The sequence below is a fragment of the Pseudomonas sp. R11-23-07 genome (genome assembly GCF_003852295.1).
Taxonomy (GTDB): domain Bacteria; phylum Pseudomonadota; class Gammaproteobacteria; order Pseudomonadales; family Pseudomonadaceae; genus Aquipseudomonas.
Genome location: NZ_CP027761.1, coordinates 1,169,863 through 1,188,660, shown reverse-complemented (window position 1 = coordinate 1,188,660; position 18,798 = coordinate 1,169,863). Strand labels below are relative to the sequence as shown.

Sequence of the window (18,798 nt, the reverse complement as noted above, 5' to 3'; positions counted from 1 at the left end):
GAGAGAATAATCCCTCCCCCTCTCGAAAGGAACATCCCATGCCACCCGTCGCCACGCTATCGGCCCTCAGCCCACCGCATGTCGCCAGAAACGGTCTGGCGCTCACCGCCGTATGCCTTGTGGCCCTGATGTTCGGCCTGGAAATCTCCAGCGTGCCGGTCACCCTGCCCACCCTGGAACGCGAACTGGGCACGGGGTTTCAAGATGCCCAATGGATCATGAATGCTTACACCCTGGCCTGCACCAGCGTGCTGATGGCGGCGGGCACCCTGGCCGATCGCTTTGGGCGTCGACGCATGCTGGTGCTGTGCCTGTGGGTCTTCGGCCTGGCCTCGCTGGCCTGTGGCTTGGCCAACGACGCACCGACGCTGATCGTGGCGCGTTTCGTCCAGGGCATCGGCGCCGGCGCGATGATGATCTGCCAGTTCGCGATACTGTCGCACTTGTTTCGGGAACCGGCGGCACGCGCCCGGGCATTCGCGATCTGGGGCGTGATTGCCGGCGTGGGCCTGGGGTTCGGGCCGATGGTCGGTGCGCTGATCCTGGCAGTCGCGGACTGGCGCTGGGTGTTTCTTGCGCATGTGCCGCTCACCCTGTTCACCTTGGTGCTGTTGCGCATCAGCGTGCAGGAATCCCGCGACCCGGCCAGCCATCGCCTCGATATCGCCGGCATGCTGACCTTGACGCTGGCGGTGTTCACCCTGGTGTACTTCATCACCCAGGGCACCGAGCATGGCTTCACCACACCGGGCATGCTCGGCTGGGCGGGTTTGGCGCTGGTGGCGTTGCTGCTGTTCATCGTGGTTGAAAAACGCAGCGCCCATCCGATGTTCGATTTTTCGGTGTTGTGCATCCAGCGCTTCACCGGTGCACTGATGGGCTCGATCGGCATGAACTTCAGCTTCTGGCCGTTCATGATCTACCTGCCGCTGTATTTCCAGGCCGGCCTGGGCTACGACACCCTGACCACCGGCGGCGCCCTGCTCGCCTACACCTTGCCCACCTTGCTGGTGCCGCCGCTGGCCGAGCGCCTGGCCCTGCGCTACGGCGCCGAACGCATCATCCCGGTGGGCCTGGCGACGATGGGCGCGGGGTTTCTGGCAATGGCCGCCGCCAATGGCGCCGCGCAGCCAAGCGCGCTGATGGTACTGCTCAGTTGCGTGATCGCCGGCATCGGCCTGGCGCTGACCAACTCGCCGACCACCAACACCACTACGGGCGCCGTCTCGGCTGACCGCGCGGGCATGGCCTCAGGTATCGACTTCAGCGCACGGCTGATCACCCTGGCGCTCAACATCGCGTTGATGGGCCTGGTGCTGTTGCTGGGGATCAGCCATTACCTGGCCGAGGTATTGCCGCCAAGCACGGCAATGGATTGGCCGGCCCTCAGCCAGCACATCGCGGCGGGCAAGCTGGACGCGCCGGGATTGGCGTTCAACGAGGCCCAGGCGGCGCTGCGCAACGGCGCCGGCTGGGCCATGCTCTTTGCAGGGTTGGGTGCTTGCGGGCTGGCGATGCTTAGCGGGTATTTCTTCAAACAGCGCCGTTAAACGAAAAACGGGCCTGCATGTGCAGGCCCGTTTTCAATGGGGAGTGAAAAAAACTATCAGCCGTTGAATACGGCCCGTTCTTTTTCCAGAAACTCCTGTTCAAGCTCATCTTCATTGACTTTGGTGGTCGGCTGGTTTTTACCGGCAGCGCGGGGCTTGCCTTGCAGTTTGCCGAACAGATGGTCCAGCGCGTGGTCGAGCTTGGTGGCCGCGCCATCGATCGCTTGTTCCAGCGTATCGGCTTTATGGCAGACCGAAATCGCTTGATGGCCTTTTGGACGTGCCTCCAGACGGCAACTTAAATCGTGGGGACCGGGCTTGTCGCCGTTCTCATCCCGCAGGTAGACCTCGACACGGGTCAGGTCTTCTTCATAACGTTCGAGCGTGCTCTCAATGGTAGTACGTACCCACTCCTCCAGTCGGATGCTGCTTTCAATATGGTTATCGCTATTGACTTGGATTTGCATAGTTCTTCCCTTATTTCAGCTAGCTCGCCAGAGATCACAAACTGCAACACCGGGGTGGTGAAACCATGACCTCCTGATTACACAATTGAGCACTCGCTGAAACAATTCAACCCCTTTGCAAAGATAAATCCTACATTACAAATTAACCCTGACGACAAGCAGAAACGCTGTTAGGGTGGGGAGTTAGTTACATCTTCTTACCCCTGAAGATCCTCACAATTGCCCCGCTCCCATTGGGTGCAATGCCCGGAAAACCCCCGCCTCCTCCACCAGCCAATCATGCACTGCGCGCACGCCCGGATGGTTCAATGCGCCTGGCGCATACAGCAGCACGTAGCGTTTGTGGTTGGGCACGGCCAGGCCGAACGGCACGATCAGGCTGCCGCGTTCCAGTTCATCGTTGAGCAATGTGCGTCGCGCAATCGCGACGCCCATACCGGCGATGGCGGCTTCGATGGTCAGGTGGTTGCGGTTGAAGGTGTGCCCGCGGCGTACATCGGCGTCGTGGTAACCAATGGCATCCAGGTAAAACTCCCACTCGGCATACTCATAACTCCCACGCCAGGCGGTGATGTCGTGCAACAGCGGGAAATGCACAAGGTCCGCCGGCCCATGCAGCGGCGGGCGCCCGCGTAGCAGGCTGGGGGCGCAGACCGGAAAGATCTGTTCGTCCAGCAGCGCTGTGGATAACAGGCCTGGGTAGCTACCGTCGTTCAGGTCGATGGCCAGGTCGAAGTCGCCCTCGTGCAGGGCGATGCTGCTGTCTTCGGCGACCAGGCGCAGTTGAATGTCTGGAAAGCGCTGCTGCAAGCGTGGCAGACGCGGGGTCAGCCATTTGCCAAGAAACGACGGGATCGAACGCAGGCGCAAGGTGCCGCTGATCATCCCGGCGTCCAGACGCTGTAATTCGGCGTCAATGCTGCCATAGGCCTCCCCCACCACCGCCGCCAGGCGTTGCCCTTCGGCGCTGAGCTCCACGCCCCTGGCGCGCCGATGAAACAGTCGAAAGCCCAGGCGCTCCTCCAACTGGCGAATCTGCTGGCTCACCGCCCCCGGCGTGATGTGCAGTTCTTCGGCGCAGCGGGTGAACGACAAATGCCGTGCAGCGCATGAAAACACATGCAGCCAGACATACGTCTGGCCATGAAGGGGACGGGTCATAGCGTTTAGTCCTGCTAAAGAGTGTCTTAGGATAATTCGTTGGTCAGTGCCGATCCAGAGGCTCAGTATCGCGTCAATCCCGACTGCTCTACAAACATGGCAGCGATTTCTACTCCATTGCTTGTAAGGCTTTAGCATGGCTATCAGCGTTTTCGATCTATTCAAGGTGGGCATTGGCCCGTCCAGCTCCCATACCGTCGGCCCGATGCGCGCTGCGGCGACCTTTGCTCAGGCGCTGACCGACCAACGATTGCTCAGTGAAACCCGCCGCGTCGAAGTGCGTTTATACGGTTCGCTGTCAGCTACCGGCGTCGGCCACGCTACCGACCGCGCCTGTGTGATGGGCTTGATGGGAGAATGGCCGGATCGCATCGACCCCACCTCGATCAACGCACGCATCCAGCAACTGCGCGAGTCCGGCCAACTGCTCCTCGCCGGCCAGCAGAACATTGCCTTCGACTGGCACACCGACCTGCTGCTGCTCGACGAAAGCCTGCCCTACCACCCCAACGCCATGTCCCTGCACGCCTATGGCGACAGCGGCCTGCTAAGCGAGCAAACCTATTATTCGGTGGGCGGTGGTTTCATCATCGAAGCTGCCGAAGCCGCGTCGGGCATTGCGCCCACCAGCGATGTGCAATTGCCCTACGAGTTTTCCAGCGCCGTCGAGCTGTTGGCCTTGTGCAACCAGCACGGCCTGCGGGTTTCGCAGTTGATGATGGCCAACGAACGGGCATGGCGCAGCGACGCAGACATCCGCAGCGGCCTGCTGCATATCTGGTCGGTGATGCGCGAGTGTGTGGAACAAGGCCTGCGCGATGAAGGCATTCTGCCCGGCGGCCTGGATGTACCGCGTCGCGCTGCGAAATTGCACCGCAGCCTGTTGGAAATCGGCAAGCCCAACGTGATCACTTCGACCTTATCAGCCATGGAGTGGGTCAACCTGTTCGCCCTCGCCGTCAACGAAGAAAACGCCGCTGGCGGACGCATGGTCACCGCACCGACCAATGGCGCGGCAGGGATCATCCCGGCGGTGCTGCATTACTACATGAAGTTCAACGCCGACGCGTGCGATGACGACGTCGTCAATTTCTTTCTGGCTGCCGCCGCCGTCGGCATCCTCTGCAAGAAGAACGCCTCGATCTCCGGTGCCGAAGTCGGCTGCCAGGGCGAAGTCGGCTCGGCCTGCGCCATGGCCGCCGCCGGGCTGGCAGAGATCCTCGGCGCTACACCTGAGCAACTGGAAAACGCCGCCGAAATCGGCCTGGAACACAACCTCGGCCTGACCTGTGACCCGGTTGGCGGGCTCGTGCAGGTGCCGTGCATCGAGCGCAACGCCATCGCGGCGGTCAAAGCGATCAATGCCACCCAAATGGCCCTGCGCGGCGACGGCAAGCACTTCATTTCCCTCGACCGGGTGATCCGCACCATGCGCGATACCGGCGCCGACATGCATGATAAATACAAAGAAACGTCACGGGGCGGCCTGGCGGTCAGCTGGGTGGAGTGCTGACCGGGATGACTGCGCCGTCAGCGGTCGTTTTTTGCGTACTGCCCTGAAACGGATCACCGTTCCCAGGCACAACCTGTATCAAATGTGAGAGGGGGCTTGCCCCCGATAGCGGTGTGTCAGCCAATAAATGCTCGGCTGGAAGACCGCTATCGGGGGCAAGCCCCCTCCCACATGGGTTGCTGATCGTCTGGCAGTGCGCTGTACGGCACGGCCCTTGCTGTACAGCCTCTGAGGAAAACGGACTTTGGCCGGTGGTCAGGCACCACGAACTATTCCCGACACCGGTCGTCAATGACTGCATGTTCTTATCAGGCGGTAACGCACCATGGACAACCCTTTTCAGATCATCACCGACACCTTCAGCCCGCAATACCGCGTCAACCTGAGCATCCAGCGGCTGGACGGCAGCATCATGCTCGCCCTCTCCGATGACAGCGGCGTAGTGGCCAAACGCATGATCAGCGCCGAACAACGCAACGACCCGCAACGGCTCAAGCGCCTGGTGCAAAGCATCCAGTTCGGCATCGCCATCGAGCAGGGTCACAGCGCCATGGAAATCCTCGCGGTGATGACCGATGGCGACAATCACAAGCTCTTGCAGCCACCGCCCACCCGTAACCTGCCGTTCAGCGTCGGGCTTTAAAGCTCGCCCTTCTCGGTTTCCAGGCTCGCCTCCCCCTTGCGACGCGGGCCTTCGACCTTCACCGACGGAAAGGCCGACGACGCGTAGCGCACCACCAGAATCGCGAAGGCCAGCAGCAGAATCCCACCGCACAGGTAGATAATGCCCACGTCCGGCGGGTTGTGATGGGACACGTTGGAGATCAGCAGACGCGTCAGCGCGGTGATTGCCACGTAGATCAGGAAACGCACCGGCATGTGGTTGGTCTTGAAATAGATCCCGACCATGGCGCCCAATTCCAGGTAGATGAACAGCAGCAAGATGTCATCGATCTTGATATGCCCGTTCTCCAGCATCCCGAGAAACTCCATCACCGCCGCCCAGGCAGTGACCGCCCCGATGGCGAACAGCGCCAGGTAGTGGAACGACTCCACAAACAGATTGCCCAGCGACTCGGCCAGCCCATGGACTTGTTGACGCAGCTTTTCGGCCCAGTTGATTTTCACGATGATGTTTCCTTAGGTCGGCTCGACCGGATAATGCGGGAGGGACGTGACGGTTGTTCTGCATGCAGAAAAAAGGCCAGAGGCCGGGTAGTGAGATGGTGGCAGGCTGATATTAGGCACTTAATCGGCTTGATGGAGTGAAAGCTTCGACTCGATGAGTGCGTTCATCTCGCTCATGACTTCTTCATGAGAAATGCCTGAGCATGGGTCATCCAAGGCTTTTTGCACCTTGGCTCGAAACCATTGGTCGTAGGCCGGCTCGTCATCCCAGCTTTGAGGGCTTTCAAAACACTCATTTTTCATATGAACGCCTCTTGTGTGGCGAGGGAGCTTGCTCCCGATGGGTGCGCAGCGCCCCCAATGCCTGTCACTGTGATCTCTCTCGAAGTACACCTTTGCCTGAATTGGGGCTGCTGCGCAGCCAGCGCGAGCAAGCTCGCTCGCCACAACCAACTCGCTCGGCAAAGGTGTTGAGGGCCTCAGACGGGCGCGACTTGTTCCAGCGCCCGGTCCACCAACAAACCGCCTAGTTCTAACAGTTGGTGAATAGCCAACGCCAAGCTTCGTTGAGGACCTTCAAGGTCGAAGGCCAGCGTGTCGGCCATTTCACGGGCGCTGTTCAAGGTTTCACTGGCGTTGGCCAGCAAAGTTTCCGTGTCATTGTTAGGGGTTACACTGAAAAGCGTGACAGGCGGCTCTAGATTCAGATGGTCGGTATTGACTGAGGTATTTCTTTCCATGGTACGACTCCAAAAGTAAACACGTAGGTTCTCCTTCCCTTAAATCGAGCCGCCAAGCTCGGCCATGCGAATGCAAAGCCCGTGAAAGGTAAGCCACCGTAGGATTGCTCAGCAACCTCGACGTGCTGTGCGAAATTTCCGCTGTAGCAACCCCCCATTTCCCAACTACATTAAAAACCTACTATCCAAACCCCGGCGTTTGGCTTATGCTTTTCGCTGTATATAAATACAGTAGTCGCAAAAGACAACTATCGTGAAGGCATGTGAGGTGGTGAATGGCCGTCGAAGTGGTATACCGCAGCAGCCGAGATCTGGAGCGTTTGTTCATGGATAAAGCCGAAGCTGACCGTCATGACAAGATGCTTGAACTCGCTGAGTTGCTGGCAGAAGTGTTGCAAAAAGCCGTGCCGTCCTTGAGCGAGCAGCAGGTGGAGGAAGCCGGGATCTACATGGCGAAGAACCGCGATGTATTTGCCAAGGCGTTCAAGAGCCAGCCGGACGCGTTGTCCGAGTTGCTGAACGCGGCGGCGGAATAAAGCCCGAATTGAACAGGCCCTGAATCATGGATTCAGGGCCTTTTTAATGCCTGGTCATTGGTACAGCAGGCGCTCGGCGAGTTCGTCCGCGACCCGTGCCGGGGAGCGTTTTTCGGCTTGGGCATGAGCGTAGACTTCGGTCAGGCGCTTGCCGATGTTGGACAGGTGCGCGGTGATGCTCGGCAGCTCCGCGCCGCTGTGTTTGAGCGCGACGTAGATCAGGCCGCCGGAATTGATCACGTAGTCAGGGGCGTAGAGGATGCCGCGCCCTTCCAGTTGGTCGGCCACTTGCAGGTTGGTCAATTGCGCGCTGGCGGAGCCGGCCACGGCGGCGCAGCGCAGCTGGCCGACGCTCTGGCGATTGAACACCGCACCCAGGCCGCAAGGCGCGAGGATGTCGCAGGGCGTGCTGAGCAAAGCGTCGTTGGCGATGGGGTGGGCGCCCAATTGCTCCATGGCCAGTTGCACCTTGCCGTGGTCGATGTCGCTGACCAGCAGTTCGGCGCCTGCCGCGTGCAGTTGTTCGGCCAGGGCGTAACCGACATTGCCCAGGCCCTGCACCGCCACGCGCAGACCTTCGAGGTTGTCGCTGCCCAAGCGGGCCATGGCGGTGGCGCGGATGCCGGTGAACACCCCCATGGCCGCATGCGGTGCAGGGTCGCCGGCGGCCGTGGTGCTGGTGACGAACCGGGTGTGTTGGGCGATGCAATCCATGTCGGCGACCGAGGTGCCGCTGTCGATGGCGGTAATGTAGCGCCCGCCCAGTTGCTCCACACAGCGACCGAAGGCTTCAAACAGGCTTGCGCGGCTCTCCACATGGGCGGGGCGCAGGATCACCGCCGTGCCGCCGCCCACCGGCAAGCCCGCCAAAGCGGCCTTGTAGCTCATGCCTTGAGCCAGGCGCGCGGCATCCGCCACGGCACTTTCATCATCGGGGTAGGCAAGATAGCGGCAGCCGCCCAGGGCCGGGCCCAGGCGGCTGTTATGAATGGCGATGATCGCCTTCAGCCCGCTCACCGGGTCGACGCTCAGGTGCAGCGATTCCAGGCGGGTGCTGTGCATGAGCGCAAACATCGTCGTGCTCCCGAATCACTTCTGGTAGTGGCCCAAGTATAGGCTGACAACAGCAAACTGCTCGATCGCACTGGAATAAGCGTCCCCGTTTCGTGGGACTCGCGGCATAAGAGCGTGGGATATTTACTTAAGATGCTGGACGAAAATTCGCAGCAAGGCTAAAACGAGGGCATCCGCCGGAGAATGCAATGAATCCCCGCACAGCCTTTTTCGCCTGCCTGGACCGTTCACCCCCTGCGCTGTTCGAAGCCGCGCTGTGGATTGCGGCCGAGCATGATGCTGGCGTACAGCCACAACTGATCCTGCAGGCGTTCGGCCTGCTGCAACAACAGGTCAGCCTGGGCATGCCCACGTTGCCGGCCGATGAACTGGGCCAGCCGCTGCTGCGCTGCATGAACGACCTGGGCTTTGCCCAGGATGACTTCACCCCGCTGCGCCCCGCCGCCGCGTTGCTGGACAAGGTATTGCAACGTAAACGCGGGCAACCCCTGGCCCTGGGCCTGATCGCGCTGGAGCTGGCGCGGCGCCTGGAGATACCCCTGGTCGGGGTGAATTTCCCCGGCCACTTCCTGCTGCGGGTACCCGGCGCCGATCACCTGCTGGACCCCTGCGGCGGTCGGCGGCTGTACCCCAACGACTGTCGCGAACTGCTGCACCGCCAGTACGGAGCCAATCTCAAACTGCAGGCAGAGCACCTGCACAGCGCCGATCCGCGCGCGATCCTGCAGCGGCTGTCACGTAACCTGCGCCAGCTGTACCTCGCCAACGACGAACCACTGGCCGCCCTGGCGGATGCCGAGCGTGTGCTCGAACTGGGCAATGCCAGCGCCGCCGACTACCTGGCGCGGGCCAGCCTGTATCAGCGCCTGGACTGCCCGAGCGCCGAGCGGTTTGACCTGGAACACGCGCTGATGCTCAGCGAAGACCCTATCCAGCGCCTGCGCCTGACCGAGCGGCTGGGGCACCTGCCGCCCAATTCAGTGGTGCATTAACGCGCCTTGAGCAGGTCGCCCGGCGACGGCTTCATGGCTTCGCTCACGCCGGGCGATCGCACCTGAATAATCAACAGCGCCGCAATCACTGCTGGGATCGCACAGAAGAAGAAAATCTGCTGCACCGGAATATGCATCGCCAGCAGCAGGCTGCCGAACAACGGCCCCAGGATCGAGCCGAATCGCCCCACACCCAATGCCCAGCCCGTGCCGGTGGCGCGCACGTGCGCCGGGTAGAAATTACTGGCGAACGCATTGAGGGTCAGTTGCCCGCCGATGATGCAGAACCCGGCGGCAAACACGCACGCCACCAGGTAACGCGGATTGTCATGGTTCAGGCCCAGCAGCACAGTGCACACCGCCGCCGCTGCCAGCACAGCGGACAACAGGCGCACTTTGCTTTTCAGCCGATCGGCGAACCAGGCCATGCCGATGGCGCCCACTGTGCCGGCAAACAGGAACAGCGAGGTCACCAGGTTGGCCTGGTTCAGCGCCAGCCCGCTTTCAAGCAACAGCGACGGCAGCCAGCTGATCATGAAATACAGCAGGATCAGGCTGACGAAAAAGGTCGCCCAGATCAGCACCGTGGGGCGCGCGTAGCCGTTACGGAACAGCTCCACCACGGTCAACCGGCCGCCCTGCTCCTGGCGATTCTGCGCCTCGCTCGCCAGGGGCGCCCGCCAATCGGGCAACATGCGCGCCGTGACCTTGTGCAAGCGCGCGTAGGGCGGCGCATCGCGCAGCAAGCGCGGCAGGGATTCGGGCAACCGCCACACCAGGAACGGAAACAACAGCAGCGGCGTAACACCGCCCGCCAGGAACACCGCCTGCCAACCGAAACCGTCGATAAACCCCGCCGCCACAAACCCACCGGCCGCGCCGCCGAACGAGAAGCCACAGGCTGCCAGGGTCACCATCAGGGTGCGCATGCGTGGCGGCGAATATTCCGACATCAAGGCCATGGCGCTGGGCATCGCGCCGCCCATGCCGATGCCGCAGATAAAGCGTGCGGCCATCAGCGTGGTCAGGGAGTTGGCGAACACCATCAATACGGTGAGGCTGGCGTAGATCAGCACACAGGCCAGTAGAATGCGCCGCACACCGAACCGGTCCGCCAGTGGCGTCACCAGCAGCGAGCCCACTGTGAGGCCGAGCAGGTTGGCGCTGAATACCGGGCCGAACGCGGCTTTTTCCAGGCCCCAGTCCTTGGCCAATGCCGGCACGACATAGCCGAGCACCTGGGCGTCGTAGCCATCGGTCACCAGTAGCAATGCCAATAGCAGGAGAATCAACCACTGATAGCGCGACACCGGACGGGCGTCGAGTGCCGCGCGAAAGCTGGCAATCTGATTGTGCATCGCAAGGTACCTTTCATTATTTTTATTGGCTGGCGCTGATCAAAAACTGTGGGAGGGGGCTTGCTCCCGATGGCGGTGTGCCAGTCGACATATTCATAGCTGGCACACCGCTATCGGGGGCAAGCCCCCTCCCACATTTTGTTTCTGTGCAAGTTATGGGAATTATGGTGTGTCAGGTTGATTGGCCGGGTGCGCCTGCACGAACGCCGGATGCTGCGCCGCCAGTGCGGCCACCCGCCCGATACGCGGGTACGCCGCCAACGGCACCTTGAAACGCTCGGCTGCATACAGCTGCGGGATCAGGAACGCATCGGCCATGCCCGGCTGTTCGCCAAAGCAGAACCCGTGATCGCCAATCAACTGCTCCACCGCACCGAGTCCCTGGCTGATCCAATGCGCGATCCACTCGAGCAATTGCGCCTCATCATGGCCCCACTGGCGCAGCAGGTTCTGGGTGCTGGAGTTGTGCAACGGGTGAATATCACAGGCGATGATCGATGCCACGGCGCGTTCGTGGGCACGCGCCGCCAGGTCTTTGGAGAGCAGCGGTACCTGGGGATAACGTTCCTCCAGGTATTCGACGATCGCCTGGGACTGAATCAACAGTTCACCGTCGCTGCGCAAGGCAGGCACACGCCCTTGTGGATTGATCGCCAGGTACTCGGGCTGGCGATTGGCTCCACCTGCCGGCACCAGCAGATTGATCGGCACCGCCGTGAAATCCAGGCCCTTGAGCGCCAGGGCGATGCGCACCCGGTAGGACGCGGTCGAACGATAGTACGTATAGAGTTCCATCACCCCGCCCCCTCAGCGTGCGCCGACCACAGTGCCACGGCATTCGCCGAAACCGATGGAGGCAAAGCCTTCGCGGTTGCAGCGCGCACGCAGGATGATTTCATCGCCGTCTTCGAGGAATTTGCGCACCTCGCCGGAGGCCAGTTCAATCGGTTTTTTGCCGCCTTCGGTGATCTCCAGCAGGCTGCCGAACTGCCCTGGCTGCGGCCCCGACAGCGTGCCCGAACCAAACAGGTCACCGGCCTGCAGCTGGCAGCCGTTGACGCTGTGGTGCGCAACCATTTGCGCCACGGTCCAGTACATATGCTGGGTGTTGCTCAGGGTCAGGCGATGGGCCGGCAGGTTCTGCTCACGCATCGATGCGGTGGTCAGCAGCACTTCCAGCTCGATATCGAAGGCGCCGGCCTTTTGATCGCGAGGGTCCAGCAGGTAGGGCAACGGCTGCGGATCGCCTTCGGGTCGCGGCGGTTGCGCCTTGCGGAACGGCTCCAGCGCTTCGGCCGTGACGACCCAGGGCGAGATGCTGGTGATGAAGCTCTTGGACAGGAACGGCCCGAGCGGCTGGTATTCCCAGGCTTGGATATCGCGTGCCGACCAGTCGTTGAGCAGGCAGAAACCGGCGATATGTTCGGCCGCTTCGCCGATGGCAATCGCGTCGCCCATGGTGTTGCCCTGGCCGATCCAGATGCCCAGTTCCAGTTCATAGTCCAAGCGGGCGCAGGGGCCGAAGGTGGGCTCGGCCTGGCCGGCCGGCAGTGTCTGGCCCTTGGGGCGGCGCACATCCGTACCCGAGGGACGAATGGTCGAGGCACGGCCGTGATAGCCAATCGGCACGTACTTGTAGTTGGGCAATAGCGGGTTGTCGGGACGGAACAGTTTGCCGACGTTCTGCGCGTGTTCGATGCCGACATAGAAGTCGGTGTAATCATTGATTTTGGCAGGCAAGTGCATCTGACAATCGGCGGCACGGTGCAACACCTGCGCCTCGCGGGTTTGCAGCTTGCTGCCTTCGGCGAGCAGTTCCAGCAGGCGCTCGCGCAAGGCCACGCGTGGGCCGCGGCCGAGTTCGAAAAAGGCGTTCAACTGGCCGCCCGCAGTCGCCTCGACCGCACGCCGCGCTTCACCGTCAAACTCATCCAGGGCGGCGTGCAGGTCAAGGATCGCGTCGCCAATCGCCACGCCACTGCGCGGCGCCGAGCCGTTGATGCTGAACACCCCCAGCGGCAGGTTCTGCAGGGGGAAATCCGCGTGACCGTTGGCGGAGGCGACCCAGCTGCGGGTCTGTGTGGGTTGAGTCATGGGTTATCTCCGATTCGGGTTGAAGGTGGCGGGCAGCGAAGCCCAGCACGCGTCATAAGCGGGTTGCAGTTGCGGGCATTCCAGGGCGAACTGGGTGGGGCGCAGCACCTGGCTGGTCTCGAACATGAAGGCCATGGTGTTGTCGATCTTGTGCGGCGCCAGGTCCGCGTTGATCGCTTTGGTACAGGTCTCGCCGTCCGGGCCATGGGCGCTCATGCAGCTGTGCAGCGACGCACCGCCGGGCAGGAAACCCTCGGCCTTGGCGTCGTAGGCACCCTGGATCAGGCCCATGTATTCATTCATCAGGTTGCGGTGGAACCACGGCGGGCGGAAGGTGTTCTCGGCCACCATCCAGCGCGGCGGGAAGATCACGAAGTCAAGGTTGGCCAGGCCGTGCACGCTGGTGGGCGAGGTCAATACGGTGAAAATCGACGGGTCCGGGTGATCGAAACTCACCGTGCCGAGGGTGTTGAAGCGACGCAGGTCGTACTTGTACGGCACGTTATTGCCGTGCCAGGCGACCACGTTAAGCGGCGAATGGTCGAGCTCGCAGGCCCAGAGTTCGCCGAGGAATTTCTGCACCAGCGTGGTCGGCTGCTTGAGGTCTTCGTAGTGGGCGACCGGGCTGAGGAAGTCGCGCGGATTGGCCAGGCCGTTGCTGCCGATGGGGCCCAGGTCCGGCAGGCGCAGCGGTGCGCCATGGTTTTCGGCGACGTAGCCACGAGCTTGGGCGTCGAGCAGTTCGACGCGGAACTTGAGCCCGCGTGGCAGTACCACAATCTCCAGCGGCTCGACCTCCAGCACGCCCAGCTCCGTGGCGATACGCAAACGGCCCTGTTCGGGCACGATCAACAGTTCGCCGTCGGCATTGAAGAACACGCGCTCCATCGAGCGGTTGGCGCGGTAAGTGTGGATGCTGATGCCTGACGGCTTTTGCGACCCGGCGTTGGCGACCATGCCTACGAGCCCGTCGATAAAGTCAGTCGGCTCGCCTGGGATGTCCAGCGGGCTCCAGCGCAGCCGGTTCGGCGTCACCGCGCCCAGAGGTCCGCCGGCCAACTGCCGCTCCAATTTGCTAAAGGCCGGGTGATTGGCCGATGGCTGGATGCGGTACAGCCAGGTACGCCGGGCTTCGCTGCGCGCCATGGTGAACGCGGTGCCGGAGAACAGTTCGGTGTACAGCCCGTAGGGCGCTTTCTGCGGCGAGTTCTGGCCGACGGGCAGCGCGCCGGGCAGGGCTTCGCTGGCGAATTCATTGCCGAAGCCCGACAGGTATTCGAGGTTCATGGAGCATCCTCTGGGGGTCAGTTGTTTTTATCGTAATCGAGTTACGCTTAACGTAATTTGATCGCCATGGACCGTCAAGCTATAAAGACGCCCACTCATCTCTCGGATTCTCGCACCCCCATGGAAAAGCCCCGCGACACCGGTAAACAGAAAGTCCGCTCGGCCGAAGTGGGCACCGATATCCTCAAGGCCCTGGCCGAACTGTCGCCGGCCACTTCACTGTCGCGCCTGGCCGAGCATGTGCAGATGCCGGCGAGCAAGGTCCATCGTTACCTGCAGGCGCTGATCGCCTCGGGCTTTGCTGAACAGAACGCCGCCACCAACCACTATGGCCTGGGGCGCGAAGCCTTGCGCGTAGGCTTGGCTGCGCTGGGCAGCATGGATGTGCTGAAAGTCGGCGCGATGCCCCTGGCGGAGCTGCGCGATGACTTGAATGAAACCTGCTTTCTGGCGGTGTGGGGCAACCAGGGCGCGACCGTGGTGCACATCGAACCGGCGGTGCGCGCGGTTACGGTGGTGACGCAACTGGGTTCAGTCTTGCCGCTGCTCAGTTCGTCCACCGGGCTGGTGTTCAGCGCCTATCTGCCGACTCGGGAAACCGTGGAATTGCGCGAGCGCGAAATCCAGGCCGGCACCGCCCATACCCTGGCGGACGACCAGGCCTACGCCATCACCTGCGAGCAGATCCGCCAGCGTGGCCTGCACTTTGTGCATGGTTTGCTGATGCCGGGGGTGGATGCGTTGTCGGCGCCGGTGTTCAACGCCGTGGGGCACGTGGCGGCGGTGATGACCGTGGTCGGCCCTACTTCGCTGTTCCACGCCGATGAAGACGGCCCGGCGGCGCAGCGCTTGCTGGCGGCGACCCGGGCCGTGAGTTGGCGTATGGGTTATCAGCCCTGAGTCAGTCGTGCCACTGCGCCAGAGCCACGGCCAGGCGGTTTTCCAGAGCATGGATGCTGGCGGTGTCGCTCAGGTAGTTATTGCTGATCATCGCAAACACCAGTCGCCGTCCTTGGGCATCTGTGAGGTAACCGCTCAGGGACGACACCCCGCTCATGGAACCGGTCTTGCCGTGCAGGTTGTTCTCGGCGGCCGTGGCGTGCAGCCGATAGCGCAAGCTGCCGCCGGTCATACGATCGCTGTTGCCGGCAATTGGCAATGCGTTGTACCAGGCATCGAACCACGGCTGTTTGCTTGCGGCCAGCAGCAGGTCGGTCAGGGTTTGCGACGACAGCAGGTTACGCCGTGACAGGCCCGAGCCGTCCACCTGGCTCAAGGTACTCGTATCCACCCCCTGTCGCTCGAGAAACCCGGCCACCGCCGCCACGCCCGCCGCCGCCGTGCCGCTGTTGGCGGTCTTGCGGCCCATGGCTTTGAGCAAGGCTTCGGACATGTTGTTGTTGGAGAGCTTGAGCAGCGGCGTGATCAATTCCTGCAAGGGCGCCGATCGATGCTCGACCAGCACGTTCGCCGTGGCCGGGCTCGCAGCACCGATCACCCGGCGCCCCATCACCTGGATGCATTGCCGCGCCAGCGCCTGCTCGAACAGGTTGGCCACCAGTTGCGTCGGCTCCCATACGCTGACCAGTTGCTCGCTCTGCCTGCCCGGCGCAACGGTGCCGCTGAGCTGCAACAGGTTGGTGCCATGCCGGCGGTTGACGCCATAGGTGTTGCCCGGCCCGCTGAGGGCGCGGTTGCTCAGTTGAAGGTAGTCGGTGGGCGGATAAATCTCGACCGTCACCGGCAGGCCGGTCCGCATCGGTGCCGTGGCCGTGACCAGCACGCTGCCGGCGTCGAAATCGGCGTTGGGCGCCACGGTCAGCGCCGAAATCTGCGCGCCGTAATAGGTTGTTTCATCATCCTGGGACCAATCGACCCCCAAGCGCTCAGCGTCGAACCAGGTGTCGTCGAACACCAGGTCGCCCTGGACCTGGCGGATGCCCTGGCTGGCCAATTGCGCCGCCAGGGCCTGGTAGTCGGCGAGCTGCAAGGTCGGGTCGCCGAGGCCGCGCAGGTACAGGTTGCCGGTCAGGCGTTCGCCCTGGCGCGTGCCGTCACTGAGCAGCTGCGTGGCGAAGCGGTATTGCGCGCCCAGCACATCCATCGCCGCCGTGGTGGTCAGCAGCTTGAGGTTGGAAGCCGGCACCAACCGCGTGCTCGGATTGTGTTGATACAGCATGTCGCCGCTGCGTACGTCGCGCACCGTCAGTGAAACCGTGGCGCCACGCAACGCCGGGTCGGCCAACAGTTGGTCGAGCGCCGCTGGGGTGGCGAGGTGTGAAACGCTGGCGCAGCCGCCCAGTAACAAGCTCAAGCCGACCAGCAGCGCGCTGGTGTGTAACCATCGTCCAAAGTGCATCAGTAGCGTTTTCCGTAGGCATCGAATGCCGGCAACGCTAACAGCTCAGGTGTCAATGTGGGAGGGTGCAATCCCCCTCCTCCCACAAAAAAGCAAATCCGGTCAGAAGGTAAGGGTGCTGGACACCGACACCTGCCGCGCATCACCGATGGACACGAACTGTGTGTTCACCGAAGAGGTGTAGTAAGTGCGGTCGAAAAGGTTTTTCACATTGAGCTGGAACTTGACCTTCTGCCCGTCGATTTTGGTGTCATAGCTGGCGAACGCATCGGCCACGGTATAGCTCGGCAATTCGAAGCTGTTGGCCGCATCCCCTGCCCGCTCGCCCACGTAGCGCGCACCGGCACCGACGCGCAGCTGATCGCCACCCAGCAGGCTGCCGAAGTCATACACGGCCGACAGCGACGCGGTATTTTTCGCCACGTTTTGCAGGCGATTGCCTTTGAGCGTCGGGTCGTCGGTGACCTCGGCATCGGTGTAGGCGTAACTGCCGATCAGGCTCCACTTATCGCTCAGTTGGCCGCTGGCATCCAGCTCCAGGCCACGGGAACGCACCTTGCCCGCCACGCTGTAGACCGAGGTCAGCCCCTCGCCCACCTGCACCAGCACGTTGCGCTTATCGATGGTGAACAGCGCGGCGCTCGCGGTGATGCGCCCCGGCAGGTCGAACTTGGTACCCAGCTCCCAGGCCTTGGATTCTTCCGGCTGCAGGCTGCCCTCCAGCACCGTTTTGTTGGCCAGCGGCGCAATGGTGGAGTTGGGTTTGAACGACTCGGTGTAGCTGCCGTAGAACGACAGTTCGTCGGTGTAGCGATACACCAGCCCGGCACGCGGCACCCACTTCTGGCCGTTGCCGTCGGTGTTGGCAGTGAACGGCACGCCTTTGCCGGCGTATTGGTCGTACATCTGGTAGCGCGCGCCGCCCACCAGGATCCATTGGTCGTTCAGGTGGATGGCGTCCTGGAAGAACAGCGAATCGCTGCGCAGCAGATCGGTCTGGTTGCTGTCCGGCGCGCTGACATTGGAGCCCGCCACTTCGTTGCCGTAGACCGGATCGTTGTAGTTGAAACTGCCGCGTGGCGCCTGGCGAATCAGCTCGGCGCGGTGGATTTTGCGGTATTCATCGTCCAGCCCGAACACCAGGTCGTGGCGCATGCCCGCCACATCGACCTTGCCTTCAAGGCTGGCGGTGGCGAAGCGGTCAGTGGTCAGCGCGCCTTGGGTGCCATCCATGCTGCGGGTGAGGGTGCCGTTGGTGTTGACCTTGACCACGCGCACCTGGCTGGCGTCATAGGTTTCACGGTTCCAGCTGTAGCCGAAGTGGGCCTTCCAGTCGTCGTTCAGGTCGTGGTCGACGGTCAGGCGGTACAGGTCGGAGCGGCCTTCCATATTGTTGAACGGCTCATCCAGGCGGCGCGTCGCAGGGATGTTCAGCGGGTGATTGGTTTTTGGATCGATGGCCGTGCCGCGGTCGAACGGCGACAGAAACTCGCGGTGCTCATAGGCGAACACCACTTGGGTCGAGTCGCCATACCAACCCAGCGACGGCGCCACCAGCGTTTCGCGGTGGGTGCCGTAGTTGCGCCAGTAGTCTTCGTCTTCATGGTCGACGATCAGGCGATAGGCCAGGCCGCCGTCGCCAATCGGGCCGGTGGTATCCAGGCTGCCGCCACTGCCATTCTTGCCGCTGCCGAAGGTCGAGCCGCGCGCGGTCAAGGACGTGGACTGCACCAACTCGGGCTTTTTGCTGACGATGTTGACCACGCCGCCCGGGTCCTGGATGCCGTACAGCAACGACGACGGCCCCTTGAGCACTTCCACGCGGTCGGCGGTGGCGTTCAACGCACGGCCCTGCACCACCGGCATGCCGTCCTTCATGATCGAGCCGTTACGGTTGTCGCCGAAGCCGCGCAGCATCACCGCGTCCTGGGTGCTGCCAAGGGTGTTGGACTGGGTGATGCCGCTGATATTGCCCAGCGCGTCATCCAGGTTGCGCGGTTGTTGATCGCGCAAGACCTGGGCGGGTACCACGTTGACGGTTTGCGGGGTTTCCAGCAGCAGGCCCTGGGAGCGCATCACCGAGCTGGTCGGCGGCGGCTGGTAGCTGGTGCTGTCCTGGCCAGGGCTGGCAGCGCTGATGGTGGTGGCGCCGAGATTGACCGCGCCGTCGGCGGGCAGCGGTTCCAGCGCCAGGGTACGGGCGTCGATCTGGCGGAAGGTGAAGCCGGAGTTGCCCAGCAGGCGTTGCAGCGCCTGGGTCGCGCTCATCTGCCCGTTGAGCGCCGGGGCGTTGAGGCCGTAAGGCGCTTCATCGGTATAGATCACGCTGATCCCGGTGACCCGGCTGAAATCACTCAGCGCCTGGGGCAGTGGTTTGGCCGCCAGAGCAAACGTGAACTGGGCGCTTTGCTGTTCCTGCGCCTGTGCCACGGCCAAGGGCAGCAACGCCAGCGCCGAGACTGAAAATACCGAGGCTCCCAGCCATTGTTTGAGCCTACCGCCCGCCGTCGATTTCATGCTGTGAGCACCCGTGTAAAAA

Annotated in this window: 18 protein-coding genes; 6 read left to right on the top strand and 12 right to left on the bottom strand. The window is 62.5% G+C overall.

What is annotated here, in order from left to right; all coding sequences use genetic code 11:
- Positions 1 to 38 precede the first annotated feature (38 nt).
- The gene (locus C4J84_RS05235; protein ID WP_124435021.1) at positions 39 to 1,550 is read left to right on the top strand and encodes an MFS transporter; all 1,512 of its coding nucleotides are present in this window, start codon (positions 39 to 41) and stop codon (positions 1,548 to 1,550) included.
- 56 nt (positions 1,551 to 1,606) lie between these two features.
- Here C4J84_RS05235 and C4J84_RS05230 read toward each other — a convergent pair whose 3' ends face one another.
- Together C4J84_RS05230 and C4J84_RS05225 are read right to left on the bottom strand one after the other, a co-directional pair.
- Complete coding sequence (locus C4J84_RS05230) at positions 1,607 to 2,017, bottom strand: HPF/RaiA family ribosome-associated protein (RefSeq protein ID WP_124365933.1); 411 nt, start codon at positions 2,015 to 2,017, stop codon at positions 1,607 to 1,609.
- 213 nt (positions 2,018 to 2,230) lie between these two features.
- Positions 2,231 to 3,178, bottom strand: coding sequence for a LysR substrate-binding domain-containing protein (locus tag C4J84_RS05225; RefSeq protein ID WP_124369739.1), 948 nt, complete (start codon positions 3,176 to 3,178; stop codon positions 2,231 to 2,233).
- A 136-nt stretch (positions 3,179 to 3,314) separates the two neighbouring features.
- Here C4J84_RS05225 and C4J84_RS05220 point away from each other — a divergent pair, with 136 nt between their 5' ends.
- A complete protein-coding gene (locus tag C4J84_RS05220) occupies positions 3,315 to 4,691 on the top strand; it encodes an L-serine ammonia-lyase (protein ID WP_124369738.1) in 1,377 nt (458 codons plus the stop codon).
- Between the two features lie 325 nt (positions 4,692 to 5,016).
- Complete coding sequence (locus C4J84_RS05215; protein ID WP_124435020.1) at positions 5,017 to 5,334, top strand: DUF3509 domain-containing protein; 318 nt, start codon at positions 5,017 to 5,019, stop codon at positions 5,332 to 5,334.
- Here the strand turns inward: C4J84_RS05215 and C4J84_RS05210 are convergent.
- From C4J84_RS05210 to C4J84_RS05200, 3 genes are all read right to left on the bottom strand, one after another.
- On the bottom strand, positions 5,331 to 5,819 hold the full coding sequence (locus tag C4J84_RS05210; RefSeq protein WP_057724703.1) for a phosphate-starvation-inducible protein PsiE: 489 nt from the start codon (positions 5,817 to 5,819) through the stop codon (positions 5,331 to 5,333). The two genes, C4J84_RS05215 and C4J84_RS05210, sit on opposite strands and share 4 nt — an antisense overlap.
- A 120-nt stretch (positions 5,820 to 5,939) precedes the next feature.
- Positions 5,940 to 6,122 carry an antitoxin gene (locus C4J84_RS05205; protein ID WP_124369736.1) on the bottom strand — a complete coding sequence of 61 codons (183 nt, stop codon included), beginning with the start codon at positions 6,120 to 6,122 and terminating at the stop codon, positions 5,940 to 5,942.
- A 176-nt stretch (positions 6,123 to 6,298) separates the two neighbouring features.
- A complete protein-coding gene (locus C4J84_RS05200) occupies positions 6,299 to 6,559 on the bottom strand; it encodes a DUF6124 family protein (protein ID WP_124369735.1) in 261 nt (86 codons plus the stop codon).
- A 275-nt stretch (positions 6,560 to 6,834) separates the two neighbouring features.
- On the opposite strand from C4J84_RS05200, the gene C4J84_RS05195 reads away from it, so the two are divergent.
- A complete protein-coding gene (locus C4J84_RS05195) occupies positions 6,835 to 7,095 on the top strand; it encodes a YebG family protein (protein WP_003171979.1) in 261 nt (86 codons plus the stop codon).
- Between the two features lie 54 nt (positions 7,096 to 7,149).
- Here C4J84_RS05195 and C4J84_RS05190 read toward each other — a convergent pair whose 3' ends face one another.
- Positions 7,150 to 8,169, bottom strand: a complete 1,020-nt coding sequence (locus C4J84_RS05190) for a Glu/Leu/Phe/Val dehydrogenase dimerization domain-containing protein (RefSeq protein WP_124369734.1) — start codon at positions 8,167 to 8,169, stop codon at positions 7,150 to 7,152.
- Positions 8,170 to 8,357: 188 nt separating this feature from the next.
- Between C4J84_RS05190 and C4J84_RS05185 the strand changes: the two genes are divergently transcribed.
- Positions 8,358 to 9,161 (top strand): SirB1 family protein, encoded by an 804-nt coding sequence (locus C4J84_RS05185; protein ID WP_124435019.1) that lies wholly within the window; start codon positions 8,358 to 8,360, stop codon positions 9,159 to 9,161.
- On the opposite strand, the gene C4J84_RS05180 is transcribed toward C4J84_RS05185, so the two are convergent.
- From C4J84_RS05180 to hmgA, 4 genes are all read right to left on the bottom strand, one after another.
- A complete protein-coding gene (locus tag C4J84_RS05180; protein ID WP_124369732.1) occupies positions 9,158 to 10,519 on the bottom strand; it encodes an aromatic acid/H+ symport family MFS transporter in 1,362 nt (453 codons plus the stop codon). The genes C4J84_RS05185 and C4J84_RS05180 overlap by 4 nt on opposite strands.
- Before the next feature lie 162 nt (positions 10,520 to 10,681).
- Positions 10,682 to 11,314, bottom strand: coding sequence for a maleylacetoacetate isomerase (maiA, locus tag C4J84_RS05175; RefSeq protein ID WP_124369731.1), 633 nt, complete (start codon positions 11,312 to 11,314; stop codon positions 10,682 to 10,684).
- 12 nt (positions 11,315 to 11,326) lie between these two features.
- Complete coding sequence (gene fahA, locus C4J84_RS05170; RefSeq protein WP_124369730.1) at positions 11,327 to 12,613, bottom strand: fumarylacetoacetase; 1,287 nt, start codon at positions 12,611 to 12,613, stop codon at positions 11,327 to 11,329.
- A gap of 3 nt (positions 12,614 to 12,616) precedes the next feature.
- The gene (gene hmgA / locus C4J84_RS05165) at positions 12,617 to 13,900 is read right to left on the bottom strand and encodes a homogentisate 1,2-dioxygenase (protein ID WP_124369729.1); all 1,284 of its coding nucleotides are present in this window, start codon (positions 13,898 to 13,900) and stop codon (positions 12,617 to 12,619) included.
- Between the two features lie 120 nt (positions 13,901 to 14,020).
- On the opposite strand from hmgA, the gene C4J84_RS05160 reads away from it, so the two are divergent.
- Positions 14,021 to 14,800: an IclR family transcriptional regulator gene (locus C4J84_RS05160; RefSeq protein WP_124369728.1), complete on the top strand. Its 780-nt coding sequence runs from the start codon at positions 14,021 to 14,023 to the stop codon at positions 14,798 to 14,800.
- A 1-nt stretch (position 14,801) separates the two neighbouring features.
- Here C4J84_RS05160 and dacB read toward each other — a convergent pair whose 3' ends face one another.
- Together dacB and C4J84_RS05150 are read right to left on the bottom strand one after the other, a co-directional pair.
- Positions 14,802 to 16,259 (bottom strand): D-alanyl-D-alanine carboxypeptidase/D-alanyl-D-alanine-endopeptidase, encoded by a 1,458-nt coding sequence (gene dacB, locus C4J84_RS05155; protein WP_124369727.1) that lies wholly within the window; start codon positions 16,257 to 16,259, stop codon positions 14,802 to 14,804.
- 102 nt (positions 16,260 to 16,361) lie between these two features.
- Positions 16,362 to 18,776, bottom strand: a complete 2,415-nt coding sequence (locus tag C4J84_RS05150; protein WP_124369726.1) for a TonB-dependent receptor — start codon at positions 18,774 to 18,776, stop codon at positions 16,362 to 16,364.
- Positions 18,777 to 18,798 lie beyond the last annotated feature (22 nt).